This window comes from Pedobacter terrestris (assembly GCF_052343045.1).
GTDB lineage: Bacteria > Bacteroidota > Bacteroidia > Sphingobacteriales > Sphingobacteriaceae > Pedobacter.
Window position 1 is genome coordinate 3,537,397 of sequence record NZ_CP180264.1, and the last position, 26,436, is coordinate 3,563,832.

Genomic DNA, 26,436 nt, shown 5'->3' on the forward strand with positions numbered 1-26,436 from the left:
AGATACGCCCACTTTCTGTTTGACATATATCAAGCAGCCAGACTTATTTATGTAAACTGCAGCAAATGCGCTTTTTTTTTATTGAAATCTGCCATTTAAAGGTATTTTTGTATTTTACACGAAAGATCCCTGCGTATGCTTAAGAATTTTAAACTGGTGTATTTCCTTGTTCTGGCTGTTTTTATCACCTCATGTGCGGCCAGAAAAGAACACGCTCTTTTCAATGCACCGTCTGATATTGTCACAGATACAATTAAACATGTGTACGTAGTCAATGATCAGGGAATCAGTGATGCTTATTATAAGATCAAAATTAATGACATGCTGGCGATTAGAAACGTTCAGAATTTTGAATTCGGCGCCACAACCGGATCAGGCATTTCAAACCAATCTACTGTAAATTCAAGCGCTGGAAGCCAGGCCGGCGGAAACATACAAAATGTACTGTCTTATCCCGTAGAACCTGATGGAATGGTCAATTTACCTGCGATTGGCAAAGTAGAAGTTGTGGGTTTAACGCGCAGAGAAGCTGCAATAAAGATTCAGGATTTATATAAAACTAAACTTCTGAAAGATCCGATTATTGAATTGAGTGTAGTAAACTTAAAAGTAACGCTGCTAGGCGAGTTTAGCAAACAGGGAAATTTCCTACTGGAACGAGACAACACCAATTTAATAGATATTATAGGTGAAGCCGGAGGGATCTCTAAAAACGCAGATCCTAAAAGTCTGAAAATTATTCGTGGGGATCGCGCCCATCCGGAGATTATTTACGTAAATCTAAATGACATTAACAGTTTGGCCAGTAAAAAACTGGTTTTGCAGAACAATGATATTATCGTGCTTCAGCAAACCAAAAGTAGTGCCGTTAGCGACAAATTACAGAGTTTCAACAATATCTTGCAGCCTGTACTCGTTGTGGTAAACTTAGCGGTATTGATATTTACGGTAACCAGATAAAAAATCCTGATATTTAACTTCAAAATCACATACATTGACAGAGTTAGTGCAAGAGAAAAAGGCTGTAAGCCAAAGTATCGATTTTTACAAAATATTTAAGGTATTTCTAAGCCGTTGGTATTGGATCGCCGCAACCGTAGCCATTTCACTTTTTGGTGCCTGGCTCTATTTGTGGTACACACCACCCATTTATCAAACCGGCGCATCGCTGAAACTTGAAGATAGCAATCCGTCTATCAGCACCGGACCGCAATCGCCAATGCAAAACTACAATTACACGGATAAAATACAGGCCGAGAGTTTTACAATACGCAGTAACGAGGTAATTTTAAATGCAGTAAAAACGCTGGATTACAAAATCAGTTATTATCTGAAAGGACGGGTGAGAACGACTGAGCTGTATCCCAATGTTCCTTTTGTAATTGAAATATTGAAACAAGACAGCGTAAACTTCGGTCGTTCAATGTATTCAGTCAAATCTGTAGACGACAAACATTTTGAAATATCTACCACAGAAAATGAAGATGCAAAAACCCGTTACCAATACAATCAAGCTATAAATATGGGAAACATGATCTTTAAAATTAAAGATCGGATACCGTCTAACAGCACCTATCAATTTAAGTTTAACAGTAAAGAAGATTTTGTTGGCCGCGCCATGGGCGGATTAAATATTGGCGAAGCTGCTCGTTTCACCAATGTGATGGGACTAAGCCAAACCGATGCAAATGCGGTTTTCGCTGCAGATATTCTAAATGCCATTATGAAAGAATATGTCAAGTATGACGTCATCCAACGCAGACGATCGGCCAGGCAAACCGTAGATTTTATAGACAATCAACTCGGTTTTATTGATGCCGAAGCCGGAAAATCCGGAAGTACTTTGGCCACCTATAAAACACAGAACAAAATGTACGATGTAGGTTCATCTACATCTATGACTGTAAATAAACTGGCTGATTTTGAAAAGCAAAAAACTGAACTGAACATCAAATTACTGGGCATAAAACAACTTGAAGAACAGGTAAACAACAACAGCAATAAAATAGAAATCGGTGTAGATTTAGAGGGAGAGCTGAGCTCTGGCGTTGGTGCAACAGTCGCGCAACTCAACACTTTACTCGCCAATAGATTGATGAAACTTAGTCAGTTTAATCCAGATTCTCAACCCATAAAACAAATTGATCAGCAAATTGCCAATGTAAAAGCAAGTATCCGCAGCGGCATCCAATCTATGCGCCGGAATAACGAACAAACCATTCGATATATCGACAATCAGATTTCCGGAGTAAACCAAAGCATGACCACCATTCCTGTGAAAGAACAAAACTTTGTGAAGCTTCAGACAAATTTCGAAGTAAACAACAAAGTGCGCTCTTATTTATCGGAAAAGAAACTTGAAGCTGAAATGAATGCCGCCGCCATCGTTCCGGGTGCATCCATTGTAAATCCGGCATACCCGTCTTATTTTGCCATTTCTCCTAACGCAAATAAAGCGTACAGCACGGCGCTAATGCTTGGACTTGCTGCAGGTTTTGGTTTAATTCTGCTCGTTCGTTTTCTAAATCCATATATCTACGATAAAGAAACCGTTGAAGGTTTAACGCATACGCCGATTATCGGTGTTATCCGTAAATTCCCGGATTTTATAGACAAAAACAGCAAACAAGCTTTGTCTCTTGCTAAGCCGAAATCGGTTTTCGCAGAATCCGTTCGTTCCGTACGTACAAACCTGAGCTTTTTAGCCAGCCATAAGCAAAGTAAAATTATTTGTATCACTTCAGAAATATCCGGAGAAGGCAAATCTTTTGTAACCGTAAATCTGGCGAGTACGCTGGCGCTGATTGAGAAAAAAGTAATCTTAATTGCCGCCGATTTAAGAAAATCTAAGCTTCACCACGCCTTTGGTGCAGACAATAAAAAAGGTCTGAGTTCTATACTTTCGGGGCAGGCAACTTTAGAGGAAGCATTGATCCACGATGAATTGCATCATATTGATTTTATTCCATCTGGCCCTGTTCCGCCAAACCCATCAGAACTGTTGCATACTTCAGCAATGAAAGATTTACTGGTGAAACTGGAAAAAGAATATGATTATGTTTTAGTAGATACCGCACCGGTTGGTTTGGTGTCTGACGCCATTCCACTCATCCGTTCTTCAGACATCAATTTATTTGTAATCCGGTCTGGCGTTTCTCAGCAAAGGGCTGCAAATATTCCGGAACGTCTATCCAGAGAATATGCTTTGAGTAACTTAGCAATTGTGTTAAATGCCTTTGGTGACGATGCGTTATATTCAAATTACTATACTACAGATTATAGTCGCGGTGGCGGAAACAGCACCTATTATTACTCTGATTATTCAGGATATTCTGGTTCTGGATACTATGAAGACGAAAACAGACGCTGGTGGCAATTCTGGAAAAAGAAATAATGGAAATTTAGCCGCATACGCTGCAAAAATTAAACTACAGTGAACAAAAACGCATTTAACATGAGAAATGTCACAAAGCCGGTTACAAATCATCATTTATTTTCGGCAAACACAACATCATTGCTACTTTCGTTGGAGAATCTGTTCCCAAACAAACAAACTGAAGACCGAGTTATATTTAAAAAATACCTTATAAAAAATGATCGATCACAATTATAAATGGTATCCAATATATACTCGGTCCAGAGCAGAAAAAAAAGCTTACCAGGAATTATGCCGTAAAAATATTGAAGCATATTTACCCTTGCGCAAAAGCATTAAGCAATGGAGCGACCGAAAAAAAATGGTCGAAGAACCCCTTATAAATTCCTATTTGTTCGTATATATATCTGCAAAAGAATACGCCGAAGTATTAATGACCAATGGCGTTGCGCGATTTTTATATTTTTCAGGGCATATTGCTACAATCCCTGACCAACAAATCAGAGATTTGAAATTACTATTGGCTACCGATGCAGAACTTGAAGTATTGGAACTGGACGTTAACCCCGGACAAAAGGTTGTAATTAAAGCCGGACCTTTTAAAGGAATAATGGCCGAATTGGTATCTTTACAGAATAAGCAGCGCATTATTTTGCGTTTAGAAAATATGGGCCATGCCATTGAAATTAATACCTCAATGGCTTTTATAGACCCAATTTAACCTGCAGCACTCTTCACTTTGCATAAAGCATTGGGAGATTAGCTGCCAGCAATAAATAATATCTTTTTTATCAGTTCATTTTAAAAAAAAATGTGACTGAGAGGGCGAAGCTGTGCCCGGCAGCCATTGAAATATCCAAAACAGAGCTTCAAATTTTTAAACTACATGTGCCGCATAGCCGGAATTATTGATAAAAATCGTTCAGCAAAACAACTGCAAAAAGACATTCAATCTATGTGTGATGTAATGGCGCACGGCGGACCAGATGGCGAAGGGTTTTATTTTGATGATGAAAACGGTTTGGCGCTTGGACATAGAAGGCTGGCACTGATTGATCTGTCTGAAAATGGCCATCAACCGATGCAAGATCAATCTGGTAAAATCATTATTTCCTTTAATGGCGAAATTTACAATTACCAGGAACTTAAAGCAGAGCTTATTGAACTGGGTTTTCAATTTCGTACACATACGGATACTGAAGTCATTTTATTGAGTTACCACAAATGGGGAATAACTGCCTTTGAAAAATTTAAAGGCATGTTCGCTTTTGCTTTATACGATCAGCAGCAGCAGAAAACACTTCTGGTACGCGATGGTGCAGGTATCAAACCGCTTTATTACTCAGAAGAAGAAGATTGTTTAACCTTCGCTTCAGAGGTAAAGGCTTTCAAGCAATCGCATAAGAATTACCAGGAACATCCGAACTGGAAAGTGTATTTACTCGCATTTGGCCATATTCCGGAACCTTATACCACGCTGGAAAAGGTAAAAATGCTCCCGAAAAGACACATACTTTTTTTTGATCATATTACCCAAAGAAAGTCTATAGTGCCCTTTACGAATTCTGCTGCGCGAACTAAAATTTCTGACAAACGCGAAGCGATTGAAAAAGTGGAGCGCAGCTTAACTCAAGCGGTAAACAGACACCTTATAGCAGATGCGCCGATCGGTTTATTTTTGAGCGGCGGAATAGACAGCAGCGCGCTTGCTTTACTGGCCAAACATCCACAACTAAATACGCTATCTGTCAATTTTGATGTTGAACAATTCTCTGAAATAAAATATCAGACACAAATTGCCGAAAAAACCGGCAGCTTGCATCGCAGCTATACCATTGATCAATCTTTTTTTGAAAAACATTTCGAACAGGCATCGCGGGCAATGGATCAACCCACAACTGACGGAATAAACTCTTGGTTTATCAGCTATTTTGCAAAGCAAAATGGATTGAAAGCCGTACTTTCTGGCATAGGTGCCGATGAACTTTTTGGCGGTTATCCTTCTTTCAAAAGAATGTGGTTGGTTAAATTATTCAATCGGTTGCCGAAATTTGTGCTGAAATCTGGATTAAACAGTCGCAGAAATTTCCTCAAAAGAATGTATTACCTAAGCTATAAAAATACATCAGGCTTGTATCTGTTTTTGCGTGGAATTTTTAATCCTCTTGAAATTGCTGAACTCTTAAATTTGAGCCTGAAACAGGTGAACGAAATTCTTTCTCAAGTAAATATCCAGAATTTGCCAGAGCACTTAAATGCTTCAGAAACTGCGCGTTGGATAGAGTGCAATATGTATATGCAGAATCAATTGCTAAAAGATACAGACTTTATGAGTATGCAACATGGCGTTGAAGTTCGTGTACCTTTTCTGGATCAGGATTTGATAAAAACTGTCGAAAGCATTAACTGCAATATTCTTTATCAAAACAAAACGCCTAAAAAACTTTTGATAGATTCTTTAAAAGGGCTTTTACCCGAAAGCATTTGGAACCGGCCAAAAATGGGTTTCACATTTCCTTTTCAACACTGGCTGAAGCACAATACATATTTTATTGAAGGTTTATCCCAAAGAGAAAACTTGAACAAAAATAAAGTGCAAACAGCTTTTGTACGTGGAGAATTACATTGGTCTAAAGCAATGGCTTTGTTTCAAGCCAATCAATTTGAACTTACTTCTGTTGATCAAAAACCGAATCCAAGCGCTAAATACGCATAAGTAAATTGAGTAAAAATGTGCTCTTCTTAACGTTGAATACCTTTAGCTTAACTGGCGGAATAGAAAAAGTTTGCCGCTCTGTATCTAAAGTGCTTACTGATTTATCTGCAAGAAATGTAGTGTCAAGACATTCGGTTTTGAGTATGTATGATGATGACACTGACGAGAGATATGTGCCCAAAGCAAATTTTACTGGCTTCAGCGGTAAAAAAATAAGCTTCGCTTTGCGTGCAATCTCTGAAGGTTGCCAGGCAGATATTGTTATCCTTAGTCATGTTCATTTACTGCTGTTCGCCTGGATCATCAAAAAATTAAAACCAAAGGTGAGAATTGTACTTTTCGCCCACGGTATAGAAATATGGAATACATTTGCAACCTGGAAACGTGTCTTTTTGCAAAACAGTACCGAAATATTGGCTGTAAGTGATTACACCGCTTCTAAGATTAAGCAAATTCATCACGTAGATTCTCGAAAAATTACTATTCTCCACAACTGCATTGATCCGTATTTTGAACTGCCCACAAATTTTGAGAAGAATGAAGCTTTGCTCAACAAATATCAGCTGAACACTTCAACAAAAATTATTTTTTCGTTGTGTCGGTTGTCATCTGCAGAACAATATAAAGGCTACGATAAAATTATTGAAGCCATGAGCCATCTGCCCGAATCCGTTCATTTCATCCTGGCTGGAAAAAGTGATCAAGAAGAAGAAGCGAGATTGCAATCTTTGATTTCAAAATACAATTTAAAAAACCGCATAACCTTAACAGGATATTTGAGCGATGAACAATTGACAGATCATTATCTTCTGGCGGATGTATTTGCTATGCCCAGTAAAGGTGAGGGTTTCGGCATTACGTTTATAGAAGCTGCCGCTTGTGGTTGCGCCGTAGTTGCCGGAAATGAAGATGGAAGTTCAGATGCACTTCTAAATGGTGCATTAGGAACGTTGGTAAACCCAGACGATATAAATTCGATTGCCCAAGCAATTGAGGAGATCTTTAACCAGCCAAAATCTATCGAGTGGAAGAACCAACAACAGAAAAATTGTATTTCTGCTTTTGGTTTCAATCAGTATGCAAAACATCTCGAAAAACTATTGGTAATTTAATGCACAAAAGTATTTCAATTCGGCTTTCCAAACAGACATCGCTCAAATCTTACACCTTAGATTAATCAATGGAACACAAAACAGAAAGCTGGGTAATAGAAAGTAAATCATCTTTACTGGATTTGAAGCTGAATGAAGTTTGGGCCTATCGGGATTTACTGATCCTTTTGGTGCGTCGGGATTTTGTTTCCTTTTACAAACAGACCATTCTTGGCCCACTTTGGTTCTTTATCCAACCGCTGTTTACCACAATAATATTCACATTTATATTTGGTAACCTGGCGGGAATATCAACCGATGGACTACCGAAGCCTTTATTTTATATGGCCGGAATTACCGCCTGGAACTATTTTGCAGATTGCCTGACCAAAACCTCGACTGTTTTCCGTGATAATGCTGGTATTTTTGGGAAAGTTTATTTTCCGCGTTTGATTATGCCGCTTAGCATTGTAGTGAGCAATCTGGTGCGCTTTGGCGTTCAGATGATTTTATTTCTGATGATGGTTATTTACTATTATTTCATTGGAACAAATTTCAACATCACCTGGGCAATCAGCCTCTTCCCTATTGTGGTTCTGTTAATGGCGTTGTTGGGTTTGGGAACAGGAATGATCATTTCTGCAATGACTACAAAATACCGGGATCTTGCTTTTCTGGTGACTTTTGGCGTTCAATTGCTGATGTATGCAACAACGGTTATTTACCCATTATCAGAAGCGATAAATAAATATCCGGCTTACGCCTGGATTATAGAATACAACCCAATGACACCAATTATTGAAACTTTCCGTTACGGCTTTTTAGGCGAAGGAAGTTTTAGCTGGAATGGTTTCGGCTATGCTACAGTTGTAACGGTTGCGTTGTTGTTATTTGGTATTGTTATTTTCAATAAAGTGGAACGGAATTTCGTGGATACGGTGTGATGAATCAACCATGTTTATACTTTATCACTAATTGCTAAGCATGTTTTTAACCTACAGAAACAAATTAAAAGACATATTATATCGGCCTTATGAATGTCCGGAATTTCTGAATGTTAAACATATTCCATCGTTAGATGGCTGGCGTGCAGTAGCTATCTTAATGGTAATTTTGGGGCATTTGATGCTCACCTTGCAAAAAGGAACATTATTTCATTCTATTTTACGGATAACAGTCTTCGGATCTCTTGGTGTTAAAATATTCTTTGTCTTGAGTGGCTTTTTGATTACTACGCTATTAATCAAAGAGAAAATCAAGTTTGGCGAAATAAACATCAAAAACTTCTTTATAAGAAGATTTTTAAGAATTGTGCCGGTACTGTATTTATACATCACTGTACTTTACTTATTAAATTCAGTAATCACTTTAAATTTAAGCACCTTAAATTTTTTAGGCCCAATACTTTACATCAATAACTTTAATTTTCTACCAGGAAAATGGTTAACTGGTCATACTTGGAGTTTAGCTGTTGAAGAACAGTTTTACCTGATATGGCCATTCCTTTTTAAATCTTTGAAAAATTCCTTATTGTTGTGTGTTGGAATAATTTTAATCATTCCATTAGTAAGGATTATTCAATATATATCTCCACAGACAGAAAATTATATTTTAGCGCCTTTTTTCATTCCGGCAAGTTCTATCTTTATGGGAGCGTTTATAAGCTTGATTTGTTTTAATCCGCAAATAAGTACAAAAATAACCGCTAATATAAAAAACTATAAATTGGTTTGGTTTGCAACAGCGATACTTGTTATTTATTCCATTTATTGCATTTCCAACAAAGGAAGGTTCGGATATTTCACTTTACCATTTGGGAATATCCTAACCGATTTTAGCATTGCTTACCTGCTTCTATTTTCCATAATCAGAAAAGATCATTTAATTTTTCAAGCTCTAAACAGTAAAGCTTTTGTTCAAATTGGCATTATTTCTTACAGCCTATATATTTGGCAACAGATGTTTATTATACCAATTGGATATTATCCTGCATTAGAGCCTTATCTCTTCTTCCCTGTTAATCTCGTTTTGGTTTTTATTTTTGGATTTGCCTCCTATTACTTTTATGAGAAACCATTTTTAAAACTAAAACTATTTTTTTCAATTCATTAGACGTCGGTTTTGTCAAGTATAGCCATTAAAGTAGAAAACCTCTCCAAAGCTTACCAACTCGGAGACATTGGAACCGGAACGATCAGTCGTGACCTCGAACGCTGGTATGCTCGTATACGTGGAAAAGAAGATCCCTTCTTGAAAGTCGGCGAAACGAATGACCGAGCTATTAAAGGCGCGAACGATGTGGTTTGGAGCTTGAAAGATATTAATTTAGAGATTGAACAGGGTGATGCTGTCGGGATTATTGGCCGCAATGGAGCAGGAAAATCTACATTATTAAAAATATTAAGTAAAGTTACAGCCCCAACTACCGGAAGAATTTCTGGCAAAGGCCGTATCGCCAGTTTGCTGGAAGTGGGCACCGGTTTTCATCCCGAACTTTCTGGTCGGGAAAATATCTTTTTAAATGGCGCCATATTAGGCATGCGTAAGAAAGAGATACAACGCAAATTGGAAGAAATTGTAGATTTTGCGGGAATAGAAAGGTATTTAGACACTCCGGTAAAACGCTATTCATCTGGCATGTATGTACGCCTTGCATTCGCTGTTGCAGCACATCTGGAATCTGAAATATTGATCGTAGATGAGGTTTTGGCTGTTGGTGATGCGGAATTTCAAAAGAAGTGTTTGGGCAAAATGGGCGAAGTGAGCAAAGGCGAAGGTAGAACGGTGTTGTTTGTGAGCCATAACACAATTAGTATTAGTCAATTATGCAAAAAGGGTGTATTTATTGAAAAGGGTATACTAAAATCATATGGCGAAATACACGATGTGATAAAACGGTATGCGGAAGACCACAAAGAGCTATTAATGGGGACAATAGAACACTATGCACAGGTAGATTCTGAATATTTAATTATTCACTCAATTTCCGTTAACAACTCTAGAATGCCCACTTTCTCAATTCAGGAAAATACTATACGAATTTGTTTAGAAGGTAGGATACTTTCACCGTTTAAAGGAAATATAGAAGTTAGAATTTTCACAAATGAAGGATTGCCCGTTTTATTCTTTAGCCCTGGTCATTTGAATGACGACTTAATCATTTTTGAAGCTGGAGAATTCCGTTTTGAGGAAGTGCTCGCCTTTCCCAAAAACATAACGAACGGAAGATTTTCCATGTCAATCATGCTAAGCCATCCAAATGTTATGACTTATTTAAATGTTGAAAATATTCTATTTGATAATTTTCAAATTTTTACTTCTACAGGCAGAAGTTTAGACTATAATGATGTTGGCTTCAATATTCTAAATAAACATGCAGAATCACAGTCTCATAAATAGGTACTCGGAAATCAACAACAGCTTTAAAAAAACAATTGTTTTTAGAATTGGCAGCAACGCTGGTTTCTTTTCTGAATATAATAACATGATTTTTGGCATGCTATATTGCCTGAAACACCGATTAAAATTCAGGCTATCCTCTTCTTACGCAAATTTCTCTGAAACTGGCTGGACCGATTTTTTTATCGCATTTTGTGAGCAGGATCACAGCGAATACCACAGGTATTTTAACAACCGGGCCAACTCTAAACTGCCGGTTAAGACATTGATTAAACGAAAGTGGATTAACTTATTCCGAAACAGTTATTTAACGCAAGACATTTGGCGTCAGTTTAGAAATCCTAAATTTCAATACTTTGACTTTCACTTTCCATCTCTGAACATAGATGGGCAATTTTTTCAGGCAAGTAGGGAACTGGTTAAACTAACGTGGCAGTATAACTCATTAATAAATATACAAATAGCAGAAAAAATCAAACAACTTAATCTTCCGGATAAATTTGCTGCTTTACACATTCGTAGCGGTGACAAAGCTTCCGAAGTCGAACTCACGGAAGTCGGCATGTATGTTGAAAAAATATCCAATTTGACGTCCTTAAAGAATATTTTCATTGCGACTGATGATTTCAACATTGTATGTGATCTGGAAAAACGGTATCCAAATTATAATTTCTATCACCTGACAGAGCCTTCCGCAAAAGGTTATGATCAGCACAGTTTTATTTTATTGGCGGAGCGTCAAAAAAGACAAGAATTGATAAACCTGTTTACTTCTGTCGAGATCATGGCCTTGTCAGAAATGCTGGTCTGCACGTTTACCTCGAATGTAGGCCTTTACATGGCTATGAGAAGAGGGTTGGAAAATACGATAGATGTAAATGACAGACCTTGGACAGTATGGTAAAAAGGAACAAAATAAAAATTAATTTCACTGATTTTTGGGAAGGTTTCGACCCTGCTGATTCCTTTTTTTACCAATTGCTGGCTAAACATTTTGATGTGGAGATTTCGGAAAAGCCGGATATTCTGTTTTACTCCGTTTACACCGATGTGCATCGACGATACAGTTGCACAAAAATTCTGTATACTGGAGAAAATGTCAGACCCAACTTTTCAGATTGTGATTATGCCTTCAGCTTTGATTTCTCCACAAACTCGAAAAATTACCGCTTGCCATTATACGCCTTATATTACAATGTTAATAACCTAATCAACAAAAAAATTGACACAAAAAAAACCTTAGAAACCAAGAAAAAGTTCTGTTGTTTTATTGTCTCTAATCCAATATGTGAAATCAGGAATAACTTCTTTAAACTTCTATCATCTTATCAAAAGGTAGATTCAGGTGGAAAACTATACAACAACATCGGATATTGTGTAGAGAATAAACTCGAATTTATTCGAGACTACAAGTTTGTTATCGCTTTTGAAAATAGTGCTTTTGATGGGTATGTTACCGAAAAAATATACGAACCGTTTTTTGCCAACAGTGTCCCGATATACTGGGGCAGCGAAACTGTAAGCAAAGACTTCAATACCAAGCGGTTTATCAATTGCCATGATTATCCAGATTTCGAAGCGGTCATTGAACGAATTCTTTTTCTGGATCGAAATGATGAGGAATACCTAAAAATACTTTCAGAACCTGTATTTACAAATGATCAGCTTACTGAATTTGTTAAAGAAGAAAACATCCTAAACAAACTTACTGAAATCATTGCCTATACACAAAACAAAACCATTCTGCAGAAAATCAGAGACAAAACCCGATTCTTAAGATATCGGTGTACGGATCTAATCATGAAAATCCAAAGTAAACTTAAAATTAGAACAAATCATGCCTAGTGTATCTGTAGTTATTCCCAATTATAACCATAGTCTTTTCCTCGATCAAAGAATTCAATCAGTCTTGAACCAGTCCTTCCAGGATTTCGAGCTTATTATTTTGGACGATTGTTCTACAGATAACAGCAGATCCATTATTGAAAAATACCGAGGTCAACAGCAGGTTGCACAAATCATATACAATGATGTAAATAGCGGTAACACCTTTAAGCAATGGTTAAAAGGGATTGATCTATGTCGTGGAGAATATATTTGGATTGCGGAGAGTGATGATTATGCAGATAAACATTTTCTGAGTTTAACGGTAGAGGCGTTGCGTTCAAAAAACGATGCGAGTTATACCTTTGTACAGTCTAACTGGATAGATAAATTTGGGACAGTTTTTGAACAGCCCAAACACCCGGACATCGAAACAGAAAAGATTGATGATAAAGCATTTATCGAGAAATATATGCTTTGTGGCAACTTAATATACAATGCAAGTGCAGTATTGTTTAGAAAGAAAGCATATATAGACAATAAAGTCCGGCTGGATAAATTGCTGATAAACTTTAGATATTGCGGTGATTGGTTATTCTGGTCCGTACTGCTGAAGAATAAATCTTTGGTTCTTATACCCTCCTTTCAAAACTACTTCAGAAGACTGGACTTTTCGGTATCTGAGCAAGGGAATAAACGCGTCGATAGTATATTTGAAATTATAGAAGTTATCCGGAAAATAAAGACCCTATACAAAATTTGTCCAAGTTTGAAACTGCTTTCCCAAATGGGAAATAAGATTAGCTCTTCTTATCGCCAAACGGAAAGCAGTTGGTTGTATACAGCAAATATTTTAGTTAAATGTGCTAAAATCCATGTTCTACTTCCTCTAATTCTTTCATTTAAACTTGCACGATCTTGAACATTAATGTACATCCAAAATCCTGCATCAGCTGGGAAAATCTGTTCGAAAACAAATATTGGGAAAACGTTATGGAGGAAGTTTCCCATCTGTTAATGGCATCTCCAAAAGAATACTATTTTGAATTTTATTTACACAAAAGATCAGTATTCAATGGCAATTTAATTTGCAGCAACCATGACTCTGATCGGAAAAAGGTTTTATTTCTGTTGGGAGACGAAGCGAATGAGTTCTGTGGTAACCGAGTAAACGGTTACGATGTCATATTTAAAACGTATTTACCGGGCGACGATAAAAAGTTCATTCCCATTCCAGTCGGTTTTAATAGTCAGGTTCCTGTTTTACCACTAAAACGGCTGAACGATAGAAAATATACCGCTTTTTTCTCTGGAAATCTGAATGAAAACCGTTTAAGTACCCTATACAAAGCCGTACATCCCTTACATTTTTTACCTAAAAAAATTTTTATCTGGTTGTCCCGAAGGCCGCGGGTGCAAAAGTTACTTCGAATACCCTTTCCTCATTCTCCTAGATCAAAACGGGAAGATATTGATATCCAATTTACCTCTGGGTTCGGTGAAGGGCTATATCCTGTTGATTATGCTTGCAAGCTAAACAATAGCATATTTGCACTCTGCCCAGCAGGATTCGTTAGTCGAGAAACCTTTCGAATTTTCGAGGCTTTACGTCAGGGCTGCATAGTGGTTTGTGAATCCTTGCCAAATCATTCCTTTTATAAGGACGCGCCTTTTATCGTGATAAAAAACTGGAATAATGTATTGAAAAGACTGGAAAAAATTGATAAACCGACTGTACAGAAGAAGTCGTTACAGTATTTTGAAAGTGTCTTATCTGAAACCGGTGTAGCGGACTATATTATGAATAACCTGAACCTACCATGAAAGGTATTAGCATAATTGTCTGCTGTTTTAATAGCGAAAAAAGACTCCCTGAAACGCTTGGAGCAATTTTAAATCTGAAACTTACAGATGACAATATAGAAATCCTAATTGTTGATAATGCCTCAACAGACGAAACCAGCAAGCTAGCCTCAATGGAGTTAGCAAATAGTCACATCCCTCACCGAATCATTAAAGAGTTTCGCCCTGGCTTAAATAATGCCAGACAGGCTGGCGTTAACCACGCCAAATACGAATGGTTACTTTTTTGTGATGATGATAACTGGTTGGATCCTCAATATCTCGAAAATTTTCATCTAAACATCAATAGATTTCCATCTTTATCCATAGTAGGTTGCGGCATCTCAGAGGCAGTTTTCGAGATCTACCCTGAAGAGTGGTTTTTCAGGTTTAAGTATCTTTGTGCAATTTTCGATATGGGAGATCTACAAGAAAAGTATTGGGTTTGTACAAACCTGTCGCAAGAAAGCAAAATTTGTGGGGCCGGCATGTTTATTAAGAAAGACCTCCTTTCTCATTATTTCCTAGACAACTCGTTGAAATTGCTCGGTAGAAATGGAAAGCATTTATCATCGGGAGAAGATAGTGATATTGTCTTATATACGTTGAAAAATAATCTAACGGTGGGGCAATTTGCGAACTTAAAAATCCGGCATTATATCCCTCAAACACGAATTTCAAAGAAATACATTTTGAATCTCAATCAATCTATGTCTTTCTCTTATGCGCTATTAGATTATAAATACCATCAACTTCTAAAAAACCCGAATCGAAAACAGTTTATTTTCCATTTTATAAAAAACCTGGTGCACCTCAACTTTTTTATATGCCGCTTTGACTGGTCTGCCTTTCGCGGAAGAAGACGTGCATTCAAATTTTTAAAAAATAATGCCAGAGGTAATTCACCTTATATCCAATAGGGACAACAGCGGGGGAAGCATTGCAGCTGTCAATCTCCACACGGAACTATTAAAACAAGGTTACAACAGTTCAATATTGTCGACAGACGAATTAGGTGGCAAACGATCAGATGTGGGTTACAGAAGATTTGGAGGGTTAACAGGCAGGCTACAACAGTCTTTTCTTCAGTTGGAGAATATATTGGCTAAACCGGGTTTAATTAACCCCATGGACAGTTTACTGGCCCCTGCAAACCTGGACGACTTTGCCGGTATTCTGCACATACATGTGACTCATGTGGCTCAAATATCCTACCAGCTCATATCGAGGCTGGCCAGAAACAATACCGTTTTTTGGACTTTACACGATTTATGGCCACTGACTGGTAAGTGTATTTACCCTACATACTGTCATAAATATTTAGAGACCTGTCAAAATTGTCCGAAATTGGCTGAGTATCCCAGACTGAAATGGGACACAACCACCAATCTTCATCATTTCAAGAAAAGATTCATCACACGTCACAAGATCAATTTTATTTCGCCTTCCAAATGGATAGAACAGGAGAATTTTCAGTACATATCAAGCTTAGGGGGGACCATACAAACCGTAGTACACGGAGTTAATCGCAACTTTTTTTTTAAGGGCAATAAGAAAAAATTGAGAGAAAGTTACCGGCTACCCGTAGATTCTGAATACATCTTATTTCCCCAAGGCAGATGGGACGATCCAAAAAAGGGAATAAGCTGGTACAAGAATATGGTTGATCAGCTTGTAAGCCAACCGCCAATTGGAAGAAATGTTATCTTCGCACGGATTGAAGGTGATGAAATCAAATTTAAACCGCTCAATTCGTCGGTAATGGAGCTATCTTTGCCAGCCACAAATAATCAACATGTTATGGCAGACTATTACAACCTGTCGGATGTTTCGGTTTCCCTAAGCGAAACCGAAACGTTTGGGCTTTGTGTCGCAGAAAGTTTGGCTTGCCAAACGCCAGTGATCGCGAGAAAAGCCAATGGGGTTAATGAACTTCTAGGCTTCGACGGAAAAATTTTAGTGAATAGCCCTTCAGATCTTTTAAAAATCATTACCGAACAAACTTACAGAGATGTTCATTATCAGCCGTATTATGAAAACATCGATGACCTGTCTATTCACGCCAAAAAGCATATCGATTTATATGAGCAAAAGCCTCAATCGTCAATATAATCCGCAAGAAAATGCTATTGGTTTTTTACGACTCGTTTTTGCGGTACTCGTAGTGATCCAACACTGTTTCTATTTAACGGAACACGGAGAAACCGACCTCGGATTCGAAAACATTGGGATCGGCTCACTTGGTGTAAATGGCTTTTTTGTATTGAGTGGTTTTCTGATCGCGGCAAGTTGGGAAAAGACACAATCGTTTTTATCATTTCTATGGAAAAGATTCTTGAGGATTTTCCCCGCATACTGGATTTGTATCTTGGTTATATCCCTGATTTTCGCACCGGTCATGGCAGGCTCCTTGCATATCCCTTTTGACTACGAATTCCTGCGTTCTCAGATAAACTACATAATCAAAAACTTCTTTCTAATGGCTAATCAGCCCGATATCGCCAATATCACCGGCACGTTAAAAGAGAAGAACTTAAATGGCTCGCTGTGGACACTACCCTGGGAATTTTTACTATACATTTGCACTGCTTTTGCCGGCATTCTGGGCCTATTAAGCAAACGAAAAATAATTTTCCTTTTCTTGTTTTCCCTTTATACCTTGGGTTATTACTTGGATCCTTGTAAATGCCGTTTTTTTCTCACCTATTATTCCTCAGATAGAGTGGTGATTCTTCCAATCTTTTTTGGTTTAGGTGCCCTAGCTCAATTATACCTTTCTAAAATCCCAAACTCAAGAATAATTTTCCTAATCTCTTTATTTGCCTACATAGCCTCTTATCAATATCCTGTATTATTTTTTTTAGCGCCTGTATTTTTCGCATATATGGTAATATATATGGCTATACACGTGCCAATTAGATCCATAGAAAAAGATGGAGATTATTCCTATGGCATTTATATTTATCACTTTCCATTGACCCAGTTGTTTTTAATTTGGAGCAATGGGAAAACGTCTATTGGATTACTATTGGTACTTACGCTGATTACATCTTCGATTATGGCCATCCTGAGCTGGAAATTTATAGAAAAACCTGCATTACGACTCAAAAACATAAAATTTAATCAAATATCTTGATGATGAAATTGCTTATTTTAGGAGGGGGCGCTGTTTTTCAGGAATACTACCTTCCCGCCCTTCAATACCTGGACAAGCTTAAGGACGTAACCATTGTGGAATGCAGTCTGAATCTGGTCGAAGAACTTCAAAAGATGGGAATAGAAGCCATTCATTCTGATTTTGAATCCTTCATGAACCAAAATGAAAAGTCATTTGACAGAGCCATTATTACCTTACCAAATCACCTCCACGAGCAAGCAATCACCTGTTGCCTGCAATCAGGTTTAGCCGTATTGTGTGAAAAGCCTCTGGCCATGACCCTGGATTCGTGTAAGCGCTTGCTCCTGCTCGAAAATACGCTATCCAAAAAGGTTTATGCGGCAATGGTGAGGCGACTCATGCCCTCTTTCAAAGCTTTGAAAAAAAGCATAAAATTACTTGGGGACATTAAATCTGTGCATATAGAGGACGGAAATTCTTATGCATGGGTAGCAGACTCCTATGCCTTTTTCGATCCTAAAAACGGAGGAGTCTTGGCAGATATGGGCATTCATTATCTAGATCTTTTAATTGATCTTTTTGATCAGGTTAAATGCATCTCGTACTCAGATGATGCCGAAGGAGGCGTAGAAGCAAATTGTACGCTGCATCTCGAAAGTTATATCTCAATCCCTATTTCACTCAAACTGTCGCGAACAAAAAAGCTGAAAAATACATTTGAAATTATTGGAGAAAACGGCAGTCTCTGGATGGAAAAAAATGTTTTTGATCGATGCTTTTTTTCACCTGAGCCCGGAGTAGTACATGAAATTAAACTTTCACAGGTATTTACAGATGCAGACCTTCCATATACATTTCATGCCTGCTTCGTAGAACAATTGATCAACTACTTAGACGACAAAACGACTAATCTCGTCGGCCTAGAACAAGCGACACAGGGGATATCCGTTATCGACTGGGCCTATCAAAACCAGAATCCCTATAAAAAGCCGGAAAATATTCCAGATTGCTATCTGGTAACGGGAGCTACCGGATTTATTGGCACGGCATTGGTTGAACGTTTATGGAAAAATGGCGTTCATCAGATTACCGCTCCGGTAAGAAGTTACAAAAATTGTGCGTCTATCGCCCGCTTTGCCATAGATTTACCCAGATTAAACCTGTTAGATTATGCGGCTGTCATGAATCAAATGAAAGGCAAGAAATATGTCGTACACCTAGCCTATTCGACTGACGGGAATAATGCTTTTGAAGTCAATGTTACGGCTACACAAAATATCGTAAAAGCTGCATGTGAAGAAGGTGTAGAAGCTATCGTCATATTAAGTACCATGAATGTATTCGGTTTCCCGAATGGTTTAGTCACTGAACAGTCGCCGATGAAACCTGTAGCGAATGAGTATGGAAAAACAAAAAAAATAATGCAAGAATGGTGTATCAATTTTGCGAAAAATCAACATAAAACGCGCATAGTGGTTTTAAATCCGACCTGTGTATATGGTTCCAATGGTAAAACCTATACCAGTTTACCGGTTAATTTAAATAAAACAAACCAGTTTTGCTGGATTGAAAACGGCACTGGTCTAGCGAACGTTGTTTATATTGAGAATCTGCTGGATGCGATTTTGCAAGCCTTAATCGTAAAAAAAGCACATGGCCAGAGTTTTATTATTAATGATGAAACTTTAACCTGGAAAGATTTTCTACTTCCACTACTAAATCCGGGTGAACAGAAGATCAGAAATTTAAGTTCGAAGGAATTAATTTCGCGGAGCTTCAAAGAAAAAAGTAGCGTCAAAAAAATTATCCGTTACTTGCTCACCAATTATGAATTGGTCTCACTGATTAATCAACATCCCATTCTGGGTGGGTTAAAAAAAAATGTATTCAAAATGATCCCAGGATTCAGAAGTAAACTCGATTCAGAAAGAAAAATGGAGTGGAATTCAAAGGGATTTGAAGAATTGAGTAAAACAATGCCTTCAGATTTCGATCCACCCATTTGGCTTAATGAATTATTTGGGGCTACAAAAAGTACGTTTTCCGCAGAACGGGCAAAACAGATACTGGATTGGAAATCCAAAGTAAGTTTGCAAGATGCATTAAAAACAACACAAAAGTGGCTACGGAACCAAAATTAGTTTCCATTATTATCCCAGCCTATAACGCGGCTAAAACGATTGGCAACACCCTGGATTCAGCCTTTAAACAAACCTATAAACCTATTGAGGTCATTGTGGTAAATGATGGCTCTACAGATGATACATTAAGCATCGTGGAAACCAGTAAATATCCTGTTCGGCTATTTTCGACAGAAAACAGGGGCGTAAGTAAAGCCAGAACACTTGGTTTCATGGAATCCAAAGGCGAATATATTCAGTACCTCGATGCAGATGACCTACTGATGCCTGATAAGATTCAGCGCCAATTGCATGCTATGATACTCCATAAAGCTGATGTGGCTTATGGAGACTGGGAAAGGTTTAAACTAAAAAATGACCAGATAGCGGTTACGGAACAAGTGAGTCGTAACATTGAAGGGGAGTTGGAGATTGCTTTGTTTACGAATTTCTGGTGCCCTCCTGCAGCAATATTATACGCTAGAAAAGTATGTGAAAAGCAAACATGGAAAGACAATCTGCCTGTAATTCAAGATGCCCGTTACCTACTCGATGCGGCGATTCATCAGTTTGTTTTTCTGTACACTCCAGGTTTTGTGGCCATGTACCGCGATGGACAAAGCCAATCCCTTTCTAAAAAAAGCAGTTTAGCTTTTGTTAAAGATTGTTTTGTAAACTGTAGGGAGATTTACGAACATTGGAACCGCCAAAATCGAATTGCCAGAACACAAAAAGAGGCCATTATTGGGTGTTTAAGATATTGTATCCATGAATTTAGAAGTTTAGATAAAATATTATTTTCCGAAGCTATAGATTATTTGTTAACAATAGAACCAAACTATATTCCGGAACAAAAAGGTCTGTTGCGTTTGACATCCAAAATTTTTGGATATAAAAAAGCAGAGCAAATTGCTTCGGTAAAAAATAAAATCGCATGAAAGTACTGCTCGGGATTCAATACTTTTACCCCTATACAAATGGGGGGACAGAATTGTATGTTTATGACCTTGCAAAAGCACTGATCGCTAATGGAAATGAAGTTGCCATTTTAAAAATTGGCAAAGAAAAGGATTATAACTACGACGGAATAAAAGTGTTTGTACTGCCCGAAGGAGATTTTAACCATATACTTTCAGATCGTGAATATACCATTCTGACTCAATTTAATAAGGTATTGGACGAATTTGCGCCCGAAGTGTTTCATTTGAACACCTTACACGAAAAATTAAATGGACTTTTTTTCAAAGAAACTCAAAAGTCAGGCATCCTCAACGTATATACCAACCACCTCGCCAACACCACTTGTGCAAAAGGAGACTTATTGCTTATGGGAAACGAACCCTGCGATGGAAGATTCGGATATAAACGCTGTTTTAAATGTATTTTAAGTGTAAACAATAGTACATTAACGCCCTTCTCCAACTTAATTTTAACATTCGACAAATACACTTCCATCCTTCAAAAAAAATCGGCTGCACTCCGGACACTGCATCAAACAAATCATCAAATCCAATTATTAAATGCGTACTCAGATTTACTTTTTGTGCAAAGCAATTGGCAATATGAAGTATTGCTCCGCAACCGTTTTGACCCCGAAAGACTTCACTTAATTAGACTGGGAATTGAACATATAAGGCGATCACCGGCTAATGTAAAGCCAAGAGATAAAAAAGCCTTCGGTTTTATTGGAAGATACTCGCCAAATAAAGGAATTCATGTCCTAATTCGTGCACTGCATAAAATTACCAGTCCGCTAAATCTATTTTTCTGTATTTCCATTAATGAAAATGAAATTGCCGAATTTGAGAATCTTTTCGGCACTTTAAAAAAGAACCACCACGTGCACATTAGATATAATGCAGCAAGGGCTGAAGTGATAGACGTTTTAGATACCATCACAGCCTTAATTGTACCCTCATTGGTAGCGGAAACCGGACCATATGTTGTATTGGAAGCACTCTCCAGAAATACACCTGTAATTGGTTCTGACATCGGTGCAATTCCTGAAATGATTATTCACAACGTCAATGGTTTACTGTTTAAACCGGGTAAAGTTAACGCATTATACAAAGCAATAAAGCATTTTATAGCACATCCCATTACTTTGCTGAATACAAACAAATTTCCGGTCCGCATACATTCTACAAAACAATATGCTTCTGAAATTGAAAGCCTCTACAAACGAGTCCTCAAATCTAGATAAGATGTTGAATATCTTTTATCAGGAACCGGACCCAGATCGCTGGATTAAATTCGATCGTTATCCCCGAAAAATAATTAGACGACTAATAAGAGGCAAACAAAGGCCCGGCGGGGTGATGATGGTGGCTCTTCAATTGTTAAAAGGTTTGGATAGACTCGGCATTACATATAGATTTAACGATTTCAAATATGCAAGAAATCATCCAAATGAATTGATTGGTGTGATTGGAAAACCGAATTTAATCTTTGAAAATCAGTTCAAAAATCCAATTCTATTTGGAGCGGGCGTTTTTTCACACCCCATAGAATGTCCAGATCTTTTTGAGAAATACCCGAACGTAAAAAAAATATTAGTTCCGGGAAATTGGATGAAAGAGATGTTTATTCCATACTATGGTAATAAAGTTGCCGCCTGGCCGGCTGGTATAGATACGGATTTTTGGGCCGACACTTCCAAACTCGAAAAAACAGTAGATTTTTTGATCTATTTCAAGCAATTTGAAAATAGAGATTTTTTAAATCATATAACGACCATCTTAGAGCAAAATAACAAAAGCTTTAACATTATTGAATACGGGAAATATGTCCCAGCAGATCTAGTTAAACAAACTTCGATTTGTAAAGCAGCCATATTTCTATCAAATAGTGAAACACAAGGTTTTGCCTATCAACAAATATTATCTGCAAATATTCCGATCCTAGCCTACGATAGTGCTGGTTATTGGCTCGATCCACATTATTTCCCGCATAAAGTCAAATATAAGCCCATATCGTCAGTACCTTACTGGTCAGACACTTGCGGAGAAAAATTTAAAAACCTAATCGAATTCGAAAACAAATTAATTCTTTTTTTATCTAAAATACATTCGTATACACCGAGAGTTTTTATCTTGAACAACCTAAGTTTAGAAGTTTGTTCAAAAAAATACATTGAAATTTACCGTTCTCTAGCCGAATCCTTAGAGCAATAGACATCTTATGGCACAATTTCATAAGCTATTATAAACATGAGATCCACCAATCAAGTCGATACCGAAATCGTAGCCAGAAAAATAAAATATCATCACACCATTAGAGACACCGAGTAAATTGAAAATAGCAATCACAGCTGATCCCGAAATACCTGTACCGCCATTGCATTATGGAGGCATTGAAAGAATTATTGCGCTGCTTGTTGATGGCTATATAAAAATGGGGCATGAAGTAACTTTATTCGCTAATAAAGATTCAGTAACCGCAGCAACACTTATCCCTTATCAAGGCAAAACAAGTCATAGATTTTTAGACATTTTAAAAAATGCAGTTTTAATCAACAGCCACCTCTTTCCGAACAAATACGACATTATCCATAGCTTTGGAAGGTTGCTGTATATCATCCCACAGCTTCCACGGCCAATACCAAAGTTGATGAGTTATCAGCGCGAACCCACTTTATCGCAGATTAAAAAAGCAAGTTGGATTTCAGCAAAAAATACGCTAGCTTTTACGGGTTGTAGCGGCTACATTAGCAAACAAATTTTACCTATCGCTCCTTCCTACCCTATTTTTAACGGCGTAAATTTACAGATATACGATTTCAAACCGGAAATTGACGCAGATGCTCCCTTGATTTTCTTAGGTCGTATTGAACCAATCAAAGGAACACATATTGCCATTGATGTTGCCCTTGCTACAGGTAAAAAACTGATAATTGCTGGAAATGTCCCTTCAAAATACCAAAATTACTTTAACACTCAAATTAAGCCGAAGCTTAATGACCAAATCAGCTATATTGGACCAGTTAACGACGAGCAAAAGAACAAGCTTTTAGGGCAAACTCTGGCGTTTTTGATGCCGATTGAATGGGATGAACCCTTTGGTATTGTAATGGCAGAAGCAATGGCATGTGGAACTCCTGTGATTGCCTTTAATCGTGGCTCTGTTCCAGAAGTAGTTATAAATGGCCGGAACGGCTACAGATGCAACACAATTGAGGAAATGATAACTTGCGTTAAAAAAGTCGATCAAATTGACAGGAATGTTGTACGACGCGATGCTGAAAGACGTTTTTCAGCAAAGGTAATTGTTGAAGAATACCTCACACTTTATAAAAAATTGATAAATGAAAGTGGTATTGGCTAGTCCATTAATTGCACCGCATGTAAAACAAAGTGTACGCGCTTATTACGAGGCGGGTTTACTTCAGATGTTTTTGAGTACTTTTATTCAACATCCGGAGAGCAAGATAGCAAGGCTTTTAAAAAAGTTCATTTTTTTAAACAAAACATTAAATCGAAGGGATTTTGATGAATTGCCAATTGAATATTTTAAAGGCAGAGCACTTCCTGAACTAATCAGAAGTTTTTCAGCCCGGAGTTTTGGCCCTATTTTAACGGACTTCATCTGGGAATGGGCCGAAACTTCTTTCGATAAATGGGTAAGCAAACAAATATTAAAAAGCAAACCAGACATTGTTCATACCTATGAGCATGCCGCTCTTCAAACACTTCGCAACGCCGCGAAAGAAAAAATATTCAGTATTTACGAACAACCTAGCCAACATCACAGCTTTCTCACACCGATTATCCATAGTCAAATAAAAAAGTACCCAGAACTGCATTCAAGTGTTTCCGCACTTTTGATTAACAAAAAAGCAAAACGAAGGAACGAAAGGCGCGACGAAGAGCTCCGCCTTGCTCATTTAATATTATGCAATTCTACCTTTACGAAGCATACACTTATACTTGCTGGAATAAAATCAGAAAAAATTAAAGTAATCCCTCTTGCCTTTCCTACACCTATACAGCATAAAATAAAGAAAAATTCAAAAAAGCCTATTCGATTTTTGTATGCTGGAAATCAATCCATCAGAAAAGGGACGCATTTGCTTTATGAAGCTTGGCGGATGTGTAATTTACATTCATCGCAAGCAGAGCTTTTTCTGGTAGGATCGGTCGACCCATCTATGTTAATGGGAAAGTCACTAACAGAAAATACTATTATTGAAGGAAATATGCCTCATAACGAATTGATGGATTTTTATAAGACTGTGGATGTACTCATTTTGCCAACCTTGGCCGATGGATTCGGCATGGTTATTTCAGAAGCAATGTCACAGGGAGTTCCGGTTATTGCAACAGAAAATTCGGCTGGGCCAGATTTAATCGAGCACGAAAAAAACGGATGGATTATCCCGCCAAATGATGTCCCGTCAATTGTTGAAACCATACAATCCATCGTCTCCGATACAGATTCTTTAGCTACTTTTAGTGCTGCAGCCTTGTTAAAGGCAAAATCGTGGCAGTGGGAAGATTACCGAAAGTCATTAGTTAACACTGTTCAGCAGGAGTTTAAAAATTTCAATGAGACCGAACCCACCCCACGTAGCATTTTTTAGGGAATGAATACTTAAAGATGTTGAAACTAAAAAACACATCAATAAACTGGATTAATGGTGTAGATTCGCTTGGGTTCGTATTGGCTCTATTGGTTCTGCTATCTCATTTCGATAAATGAAAGTTATTAGCCGCATTTGCCTGATAACTCCCGGACATATTTCTTCGAACCCAAGATTGGTGAAAGAGGCCGTAACACTAATTGCTGCCGGGTATTCTGTACACATAATCTTTACGCAGTATATGGATAACTTGGTTCGCCAGGATCAAAAAATTCTTGATGAGAACCCTACAATCACATATGACAAATTGGTCTGGACGAAAAAACATTTTATTAGAAGAGCTTACACTAAAATTCTTCAGAAATTTAGACTCTCCACTTTTTTTTCATTAACCGACAGGTTATCTACAACAACATTTTTAGTTAACCGTAATTTCCGTTGGCAATTAGGTAAAGCGCTCCACGCAAAGTCCAATTTGTATATCGCCCATAATTTAGGGGCATTACCCGTAGCAGCTATAGCGGCTAAACGGCTTGGTTCAAATTCTGGTTTCGATGCAGAAGACTTTCACAGGCAAGAGGTATCAGACGCTTCATTTTCCAAAGAATACCAGGCAACCAAGTTGATTGAAGACACATTTATTCCTCAATTAAATCATTTTACTGCCGCGAGCCCTATGATTGCAAATGCATACACCCAACTTTATGTAAATAAAAGAGTACAAACGCTTAATAATGTTTTTTCAAAAAACCTATTTTGCCAACCAAAAAAACAATTAGATGATCAAACACTAAAGCTATTCTGGTTCTCGCAAACCATTGGTCAGGGTAGAGGAATAGAGGACGTACTTAAAGCAATCGGTCAATTAAGAAATCCGTGCATCACTTTATCGCTTTTGGGAGCGATTGACCATTATAATACAATGTACTTCAAATCTGTAGCGAAGCAAGCTGGACTACTCGCAAATCAGTTGGCATTTTTGGCACCAGTATCTCCCAAGGAAGTTTTCGTAATCGCAAACCAACACGATATTGGCCTGGCGTTAGAGCAAGCGTCGCCTTTAAATCGTGATATCTGTCTAACCAATAAAATTTTTACGTACTTAGGTGCCGGACTTGCCACAATAGCCACAGAAACTTCTGCTCAACGCGCATTCATCGAACAATTTCCTCAAATCGGAAAATCCTATAAAATCGGCGATATCGATCATTTAGCCTCGATTATAGAATATTATTACTTGGATAAGGAAGCACTCAAAACTGTAAAAAATGCATCTTACCAGCTAGCGAAAACTACCCTTAACTGGGAACTGGAAAGTGAAAAATTTTTGAAGGCCCTTAAAGAAATTGATTCTCCTATAGTAAATTAAAAG

Annotated in this window: 22 protein-coding genes; all 22 read left to right on the top strand. The window is 37.7% G+C overall.

The window, feature by feature from the left end; all coding sequences use genetic code 11:
- Positions 1–135: 135 nt before the first annotated feature.
- The 22 genes from ACJVDH_RS14970 to ACJVDH_RS15075 all read left to right on the top strand — a co-directional run bounded on the left by ACJVDH_RS14970 (position 136) and on the right by ACJVDH_RS15075 (position 26,433).
- Positions 136–960 (top strand): polysaccharide biosynthesis/export family protein, encoded by an 825-nt coding sequence (locus tag ACJVDH_RS14970; protein WP_443944210.1) that lies wholly within the window; start codon positions 136–138, stop codon positions 958–960.
- Between the two features lie 34 nt (positions 961–994).
- The gene (locus tag ACJVDH_RS14975) at positions 995–3,394 is read left to right on the top strand and encodes a GumC family protein (RefSeq protein ID WP_443944211.1); all 2,400 of its coding nucleotides are present in this window, start codon (positions 995–997) and stop codon (positions 3,392–3,394) included.
- 199 nt (positions 3,395–3,593) lie between these two features.
- Complete coding sequence (locus ACJVDH_RS14980; protein ID WP_443944212.1) at positions 3,594–4,097, top strand: UpxY family transcription antiterminator; 504 nt, start codon at positions 3,594–3,596, stop codon at positions 4,095–4,097.
- Positions 4,098–4,262: 165 nt separating this feature from the next.
- Entirely contained in the window at positions 4,263–6,092 is a 1,830-nt protein-coding gene (asnB, locus tag ACJVDH_RS14985) for an asparagine synthase (glutamine-hydrolyzing) (protein WP_443944213.1), read from the top strand.
- A gap of 5 nt (positions 6,093–6,097) precedes the next feature.
- Positions 6,098–7,204: a glycosyltransferase family 4 protein gene (locus ACJVDH_RS14990; RefSeq protein WP_443944214.1), complete on the top strand. Its 1,107-nt coding sequence runs from the start codon at positions 6,098–6,100 to the stop codon at positions 7,202–7,204.
- Positions 7,205–7,272: 68 nt separating this feature from the next.
- Positions 7,273–8,127, top strand: a complete 855-nt coding sequence (locus tag ACJVDH_RS14995; RefSeq protein ID WP_443944215.1) for an ABC transporter permease — start codon at positions 7,273–7,275, stop codon at positions 8,125–8,127.
- A gap of 40 nt (positions 8,128–8,167) precedes the next feature.
- Positions 8,168–9,295, top strand: a complete 1,128-nt coding sequence (locus tag ACJVDH_RS15000) for an acyltransferase family protein (protein ID WP_443944216.1) — start codon at positions 8,168–8,170, stop codon at positions 9,293–9,295.
- Positions 9,296–9,304: 9 nt separating this feature from the next.
- Entirely contained in the window at positions 9,305–10,582 is a 1,278-nt protein-coding gene (locus tag ACJVDH_RS15005) for an ABC transporter ATP-binding protein (RefSeq protein WP_443944217.1), read from the top strand.
- Complete coding sequence (locus ACJVDH_RS15010; protein ID WP_443944218.1) at positions 10,557–11,486, top strand: hypothetical protein; 930 nt, start codon at positions 10,557–10,559, stop codon at positions 11,484–11,486. Before ACJVDH_RS15005 ends, ACJVDH_RS15010 begins: the two co-directional genes overlap by 26 nt.
- Entirely contained in the window at positions 11,480–12,427 is a 948-nt protein-coding gene (locus ACJVDH_RS15015; protein ID WP_443944219.1) for a glycosyltransferase family 10 domain-containing protein, read from the top strand. Before ACJVDH_RS15010 ends, ACJVDH_RS15015 begins: the two co-directional genes overlap by 7 nt.
- Positions 12,420–13,328, top strand: a complete 909-nt coding sequence (locus ACJVDH_RS15020; protein WP_443944220.1) for a glycosyltransferase family 2 protein — start codon at positions 12,420–12,422, stop codon at positions 13,326–13,328. Before ACJVDH_RS15015 ends, ACJVDH_RS15020 begins: the two co-directional genes overlap by 8 nt.
- Positions 13,325–14,230 carry a hypothetical protein gene (locus ACJVDH_RS15025; RefSeq protein WP_443944221.1) on the top strand — a complete coding sequence of 302 codons (906 nt, stop codon included), beginning with the start codon at positions 13,325–13,327 and terminating at the stop codon, positions 14,228–14,230. The genes ACJVDH_RS15020 and ACJVDH_RS15025 overlap by 4 nt, the downstream gene beginning before the upstream one ends.
- Positions 14,227–15,168 (top strand): glycosyltransferase family A protein, encoded by a 942-nt coding sequence (locus ACJVDH_RS15030; RefSeq protein ID WP_443944222.1) that lies wholly within the window; start codon positions 14,227–14,229, stop codon positions 15,166–15,168. The genes ACJVDH_RS15025 and ACJVDH_RS15030 overlap by 4 nt, the downstream gene beginning before the upstream one ends.
- Positions 15,137–16,360 carry a glycosyltransferase gene (locus ACJVDH_RS15035; RefSeq protein WP_443944223.1) on the top strand — a complete coding sequence of 408 codons (1,224 nt, stop codon included), beginning with the start codon at positions 15,137–15,139 and terminating at the stop codon, positions 16,358–16,360. The genes ACJVDH_RS15030 and ACJVDH_RS15035 overlap by 32 nt, the downstream gene beginning before the upstream one ends.
- A complete protein-coding gene (locus ACJVDH_RS15040) occupies positions 16,332–17,384 on the top strand; it encodes an acyltransferase family protein (protein ID WP_443944224.1) in 1,053 nt (350 codons plus the stop codon). The genes ACJVDH_RS15035 and ACJVDH_RS15040 overlap by 29 nt, the downstream gene beginning before the upstream one ends.
- Positions 17,384–19,507 (top strand): NAD-dependent epimerase/dehydratase family protein, encoded by a 2,124-nt coding sequence (locus tag ACJVDH_RS15045; RefSeq protein ID WP_443944225.1) that lies wholly within the window; start codon positions 17,384–17,386, stop codon positions 19,505–19,507. The genes ACJVDH_RS15040 and ACJVDH_RS15045 overlap by 1 nt, the downstream gene beginning before the upstream one ends.
- On the top strand, positions 19,486–20,424 hold the full coding sequence (locus ACJVDH_RS15050) for a glycosyltransferase family 2 protein (protein ID WP_443944226.1): 939 nt from the start codon (positions 19,486–19,488) through the stop codon (positions 20,422–20,424). Before ACJVDH_RS15045 ends, ACJVDH_RS15050 begins: the two co-directional genes overlap by 22 nt.
- The gene (locus ACJVDH_RS15055; RefSeq protein WP_443944227.1) at positions 20,421–21,689 is read left to right on the top strand and encodes a glycosyltransferase; all 1,269 of its coding nucleotides are present in this window, start codon (positions 20,421–20,423) and stop codon (positions 21,687–21,689) included. The genes ACJVDH_RS15050 and ACJVDH_RS15055 overlap by 4 nt, the downstream gene beginning before the upstream one ends.
- Before the next feature lies 1 nt (position 21,690).
- On the top strand, positions 21,691–22,659 hold the full coding sequence (locus ACJVDH_RS15060; RefSeq protein WP_443944228.1) for a hypothetical protein: 969 nt from the start codon (positions 21,691–21,693) through the stop codon (positions 22,657–22,659).
- Positions 22,660–22,777: 118 nt separating this feature from the next.
- Entirely contained in the window at positions 22,778–23,809 is a 1,032-nt protein-coding gene (locus tag ACJVDH_RS15065; protein ID WP_443944229.1) for a glycosyltransferase family 4 protein, read from the top strand.
- The gene (locus tag ACJVDH_RS15070) at positions 23,790–25,064 is read left to right on the top strand and encodes a glycosyltransferase family 4 protein (protein WP_443944230.1); all 1,275 of its coding nucleotides are present in this window, start codon (positions 23,790–23,792) and stop codon (positions 25,062–25,064) included. The genes ACJVDH_RS15065 and ACJVDH_RS15070 overlap by 20 nt, the downstream gene beginning before the upstream one ends.
- Before the next feature lie 241 nt (positions 25,065–25,305).
- Positions 25,306–26,433 carry a hypothetical protein gene (locus tag ACJVDH_RS15075; protein WP_443944231.1) on the top strand — a complete coding sequence of 376 codons (1,128 nt, stop codon included), beginning with the start codon at positions 25,306–25,308 and terminating at the stop codon, positions 26,431–26,433.
- Positions 26,434–26,436 lie beyond the last annotated feature (3 nt).

Coding starts and splice junctions, on each gene's coding strand:
- ACJVDH_RS14970 (WP_443944210.1), top strand. CDS start 136: ATGCTTAAGAATTTTAAACTGGTGTATTTCCTTGTTCTGGCTGTTTTT.
- ACJVDH_RS14980 (WP_443944212.1), top strand. CDS start 3,594: ATGATCGATCACAATTATAAATGGTATCCAATATATACTCGGTCCAGA.
- asnB (WP_443944213.1), top strand. CDS start 4,263: ATGTGCCGCATAGCCGGAATTATTGATAAAAATCGTTCAGCAAAACAA.
- ACJVDH_RS14995 (WP_443944215.1), top strand. CDS start 7,273: ATGGAACACAAAACAGAAAGCTGGGTAATAGAAAGTAAATCATCTTTA.
- ACJVDH_RS15000 (WP_443944216.1), top strand. CDS start 8,168: ATGTTTTTAACCTACAGAAACAAATTAAAAGACATATTATATCGGCCT.
- ACJVDH_RS15010 (WP_443944218.1), top strand. CDS start 10,557: ATGCAGAATCACAGTCTCATAAATAGGTACTCGGAAATCAACAACAGC.
- ACJVDH_RS15015 (WP_443944219.1), top strand. CDS start 11,480: ATGGTAAAAAGGAACAAAATAAAAATTAATTTCACTGATTTTTGGGAA.
- ACJVDH_RS15020 (WP_443944220.1), top strand. CDS start 12,420: ATGCCTAGTGTATCTGTAGTTATTCCCAATTATAACCATAGTCTTTTC.
- ACJVDH_RS15030 (WP_443944222.1), top strand. CDS start 14,227: ATGAAAGGTATTAGCATAATTGTCTGCTGTTTTAATAGCGAAAAAAGA.
- ACJVDH_RS15035 (WP_443944223.1), top strand. CDS start 15,137: ATGCCAGAGGTAATTCACCTTATATCCAATAGGGACAACAGCGGGGGA.
- ACJVDH_RS15040 (WP_443944224.1), top strand. CDS start 16,332: ATGAGCAAAAGCCTCAATCGTCAATATAATCCGCAAGAAAATGCTATT.
- ACJVDH_RS15045 (WP_443944225.1), top strand. CDS start 17,384: ATGATGAAATTGCTTATTTTAGGAGGGGGCGCTGTTTTTCAGGAATAC.
- ACJVDH_RS15055 (WP_443944227.1), top strand. CDS start 20,421: ATGAAAGTACTGCTCGGGATTCAATACTTTTACCCCTATACAAATGGG.
- ACJVDH_RS15060 (WP_443944228.1), top strand. CDS start 21,691: ATGTTGAATATCTTTTATCAGGAACCGGACCCAGATCGCTGGATTAAA.
- ACJVDH_RS15070 (WP_443944230.1), top strand. CDS start 23,790: ATGAAAGTGGTATTGGCTAGTCCATTAATTGCACCGCATGTAAAACAA.
- ACJVDH_RS15075 (WP_443944231.1), top strand. CDS start 25,306: ATGGATAACTTGGTTCGCCAGGATCAAAAAATTCTTGATGAGAACCCT.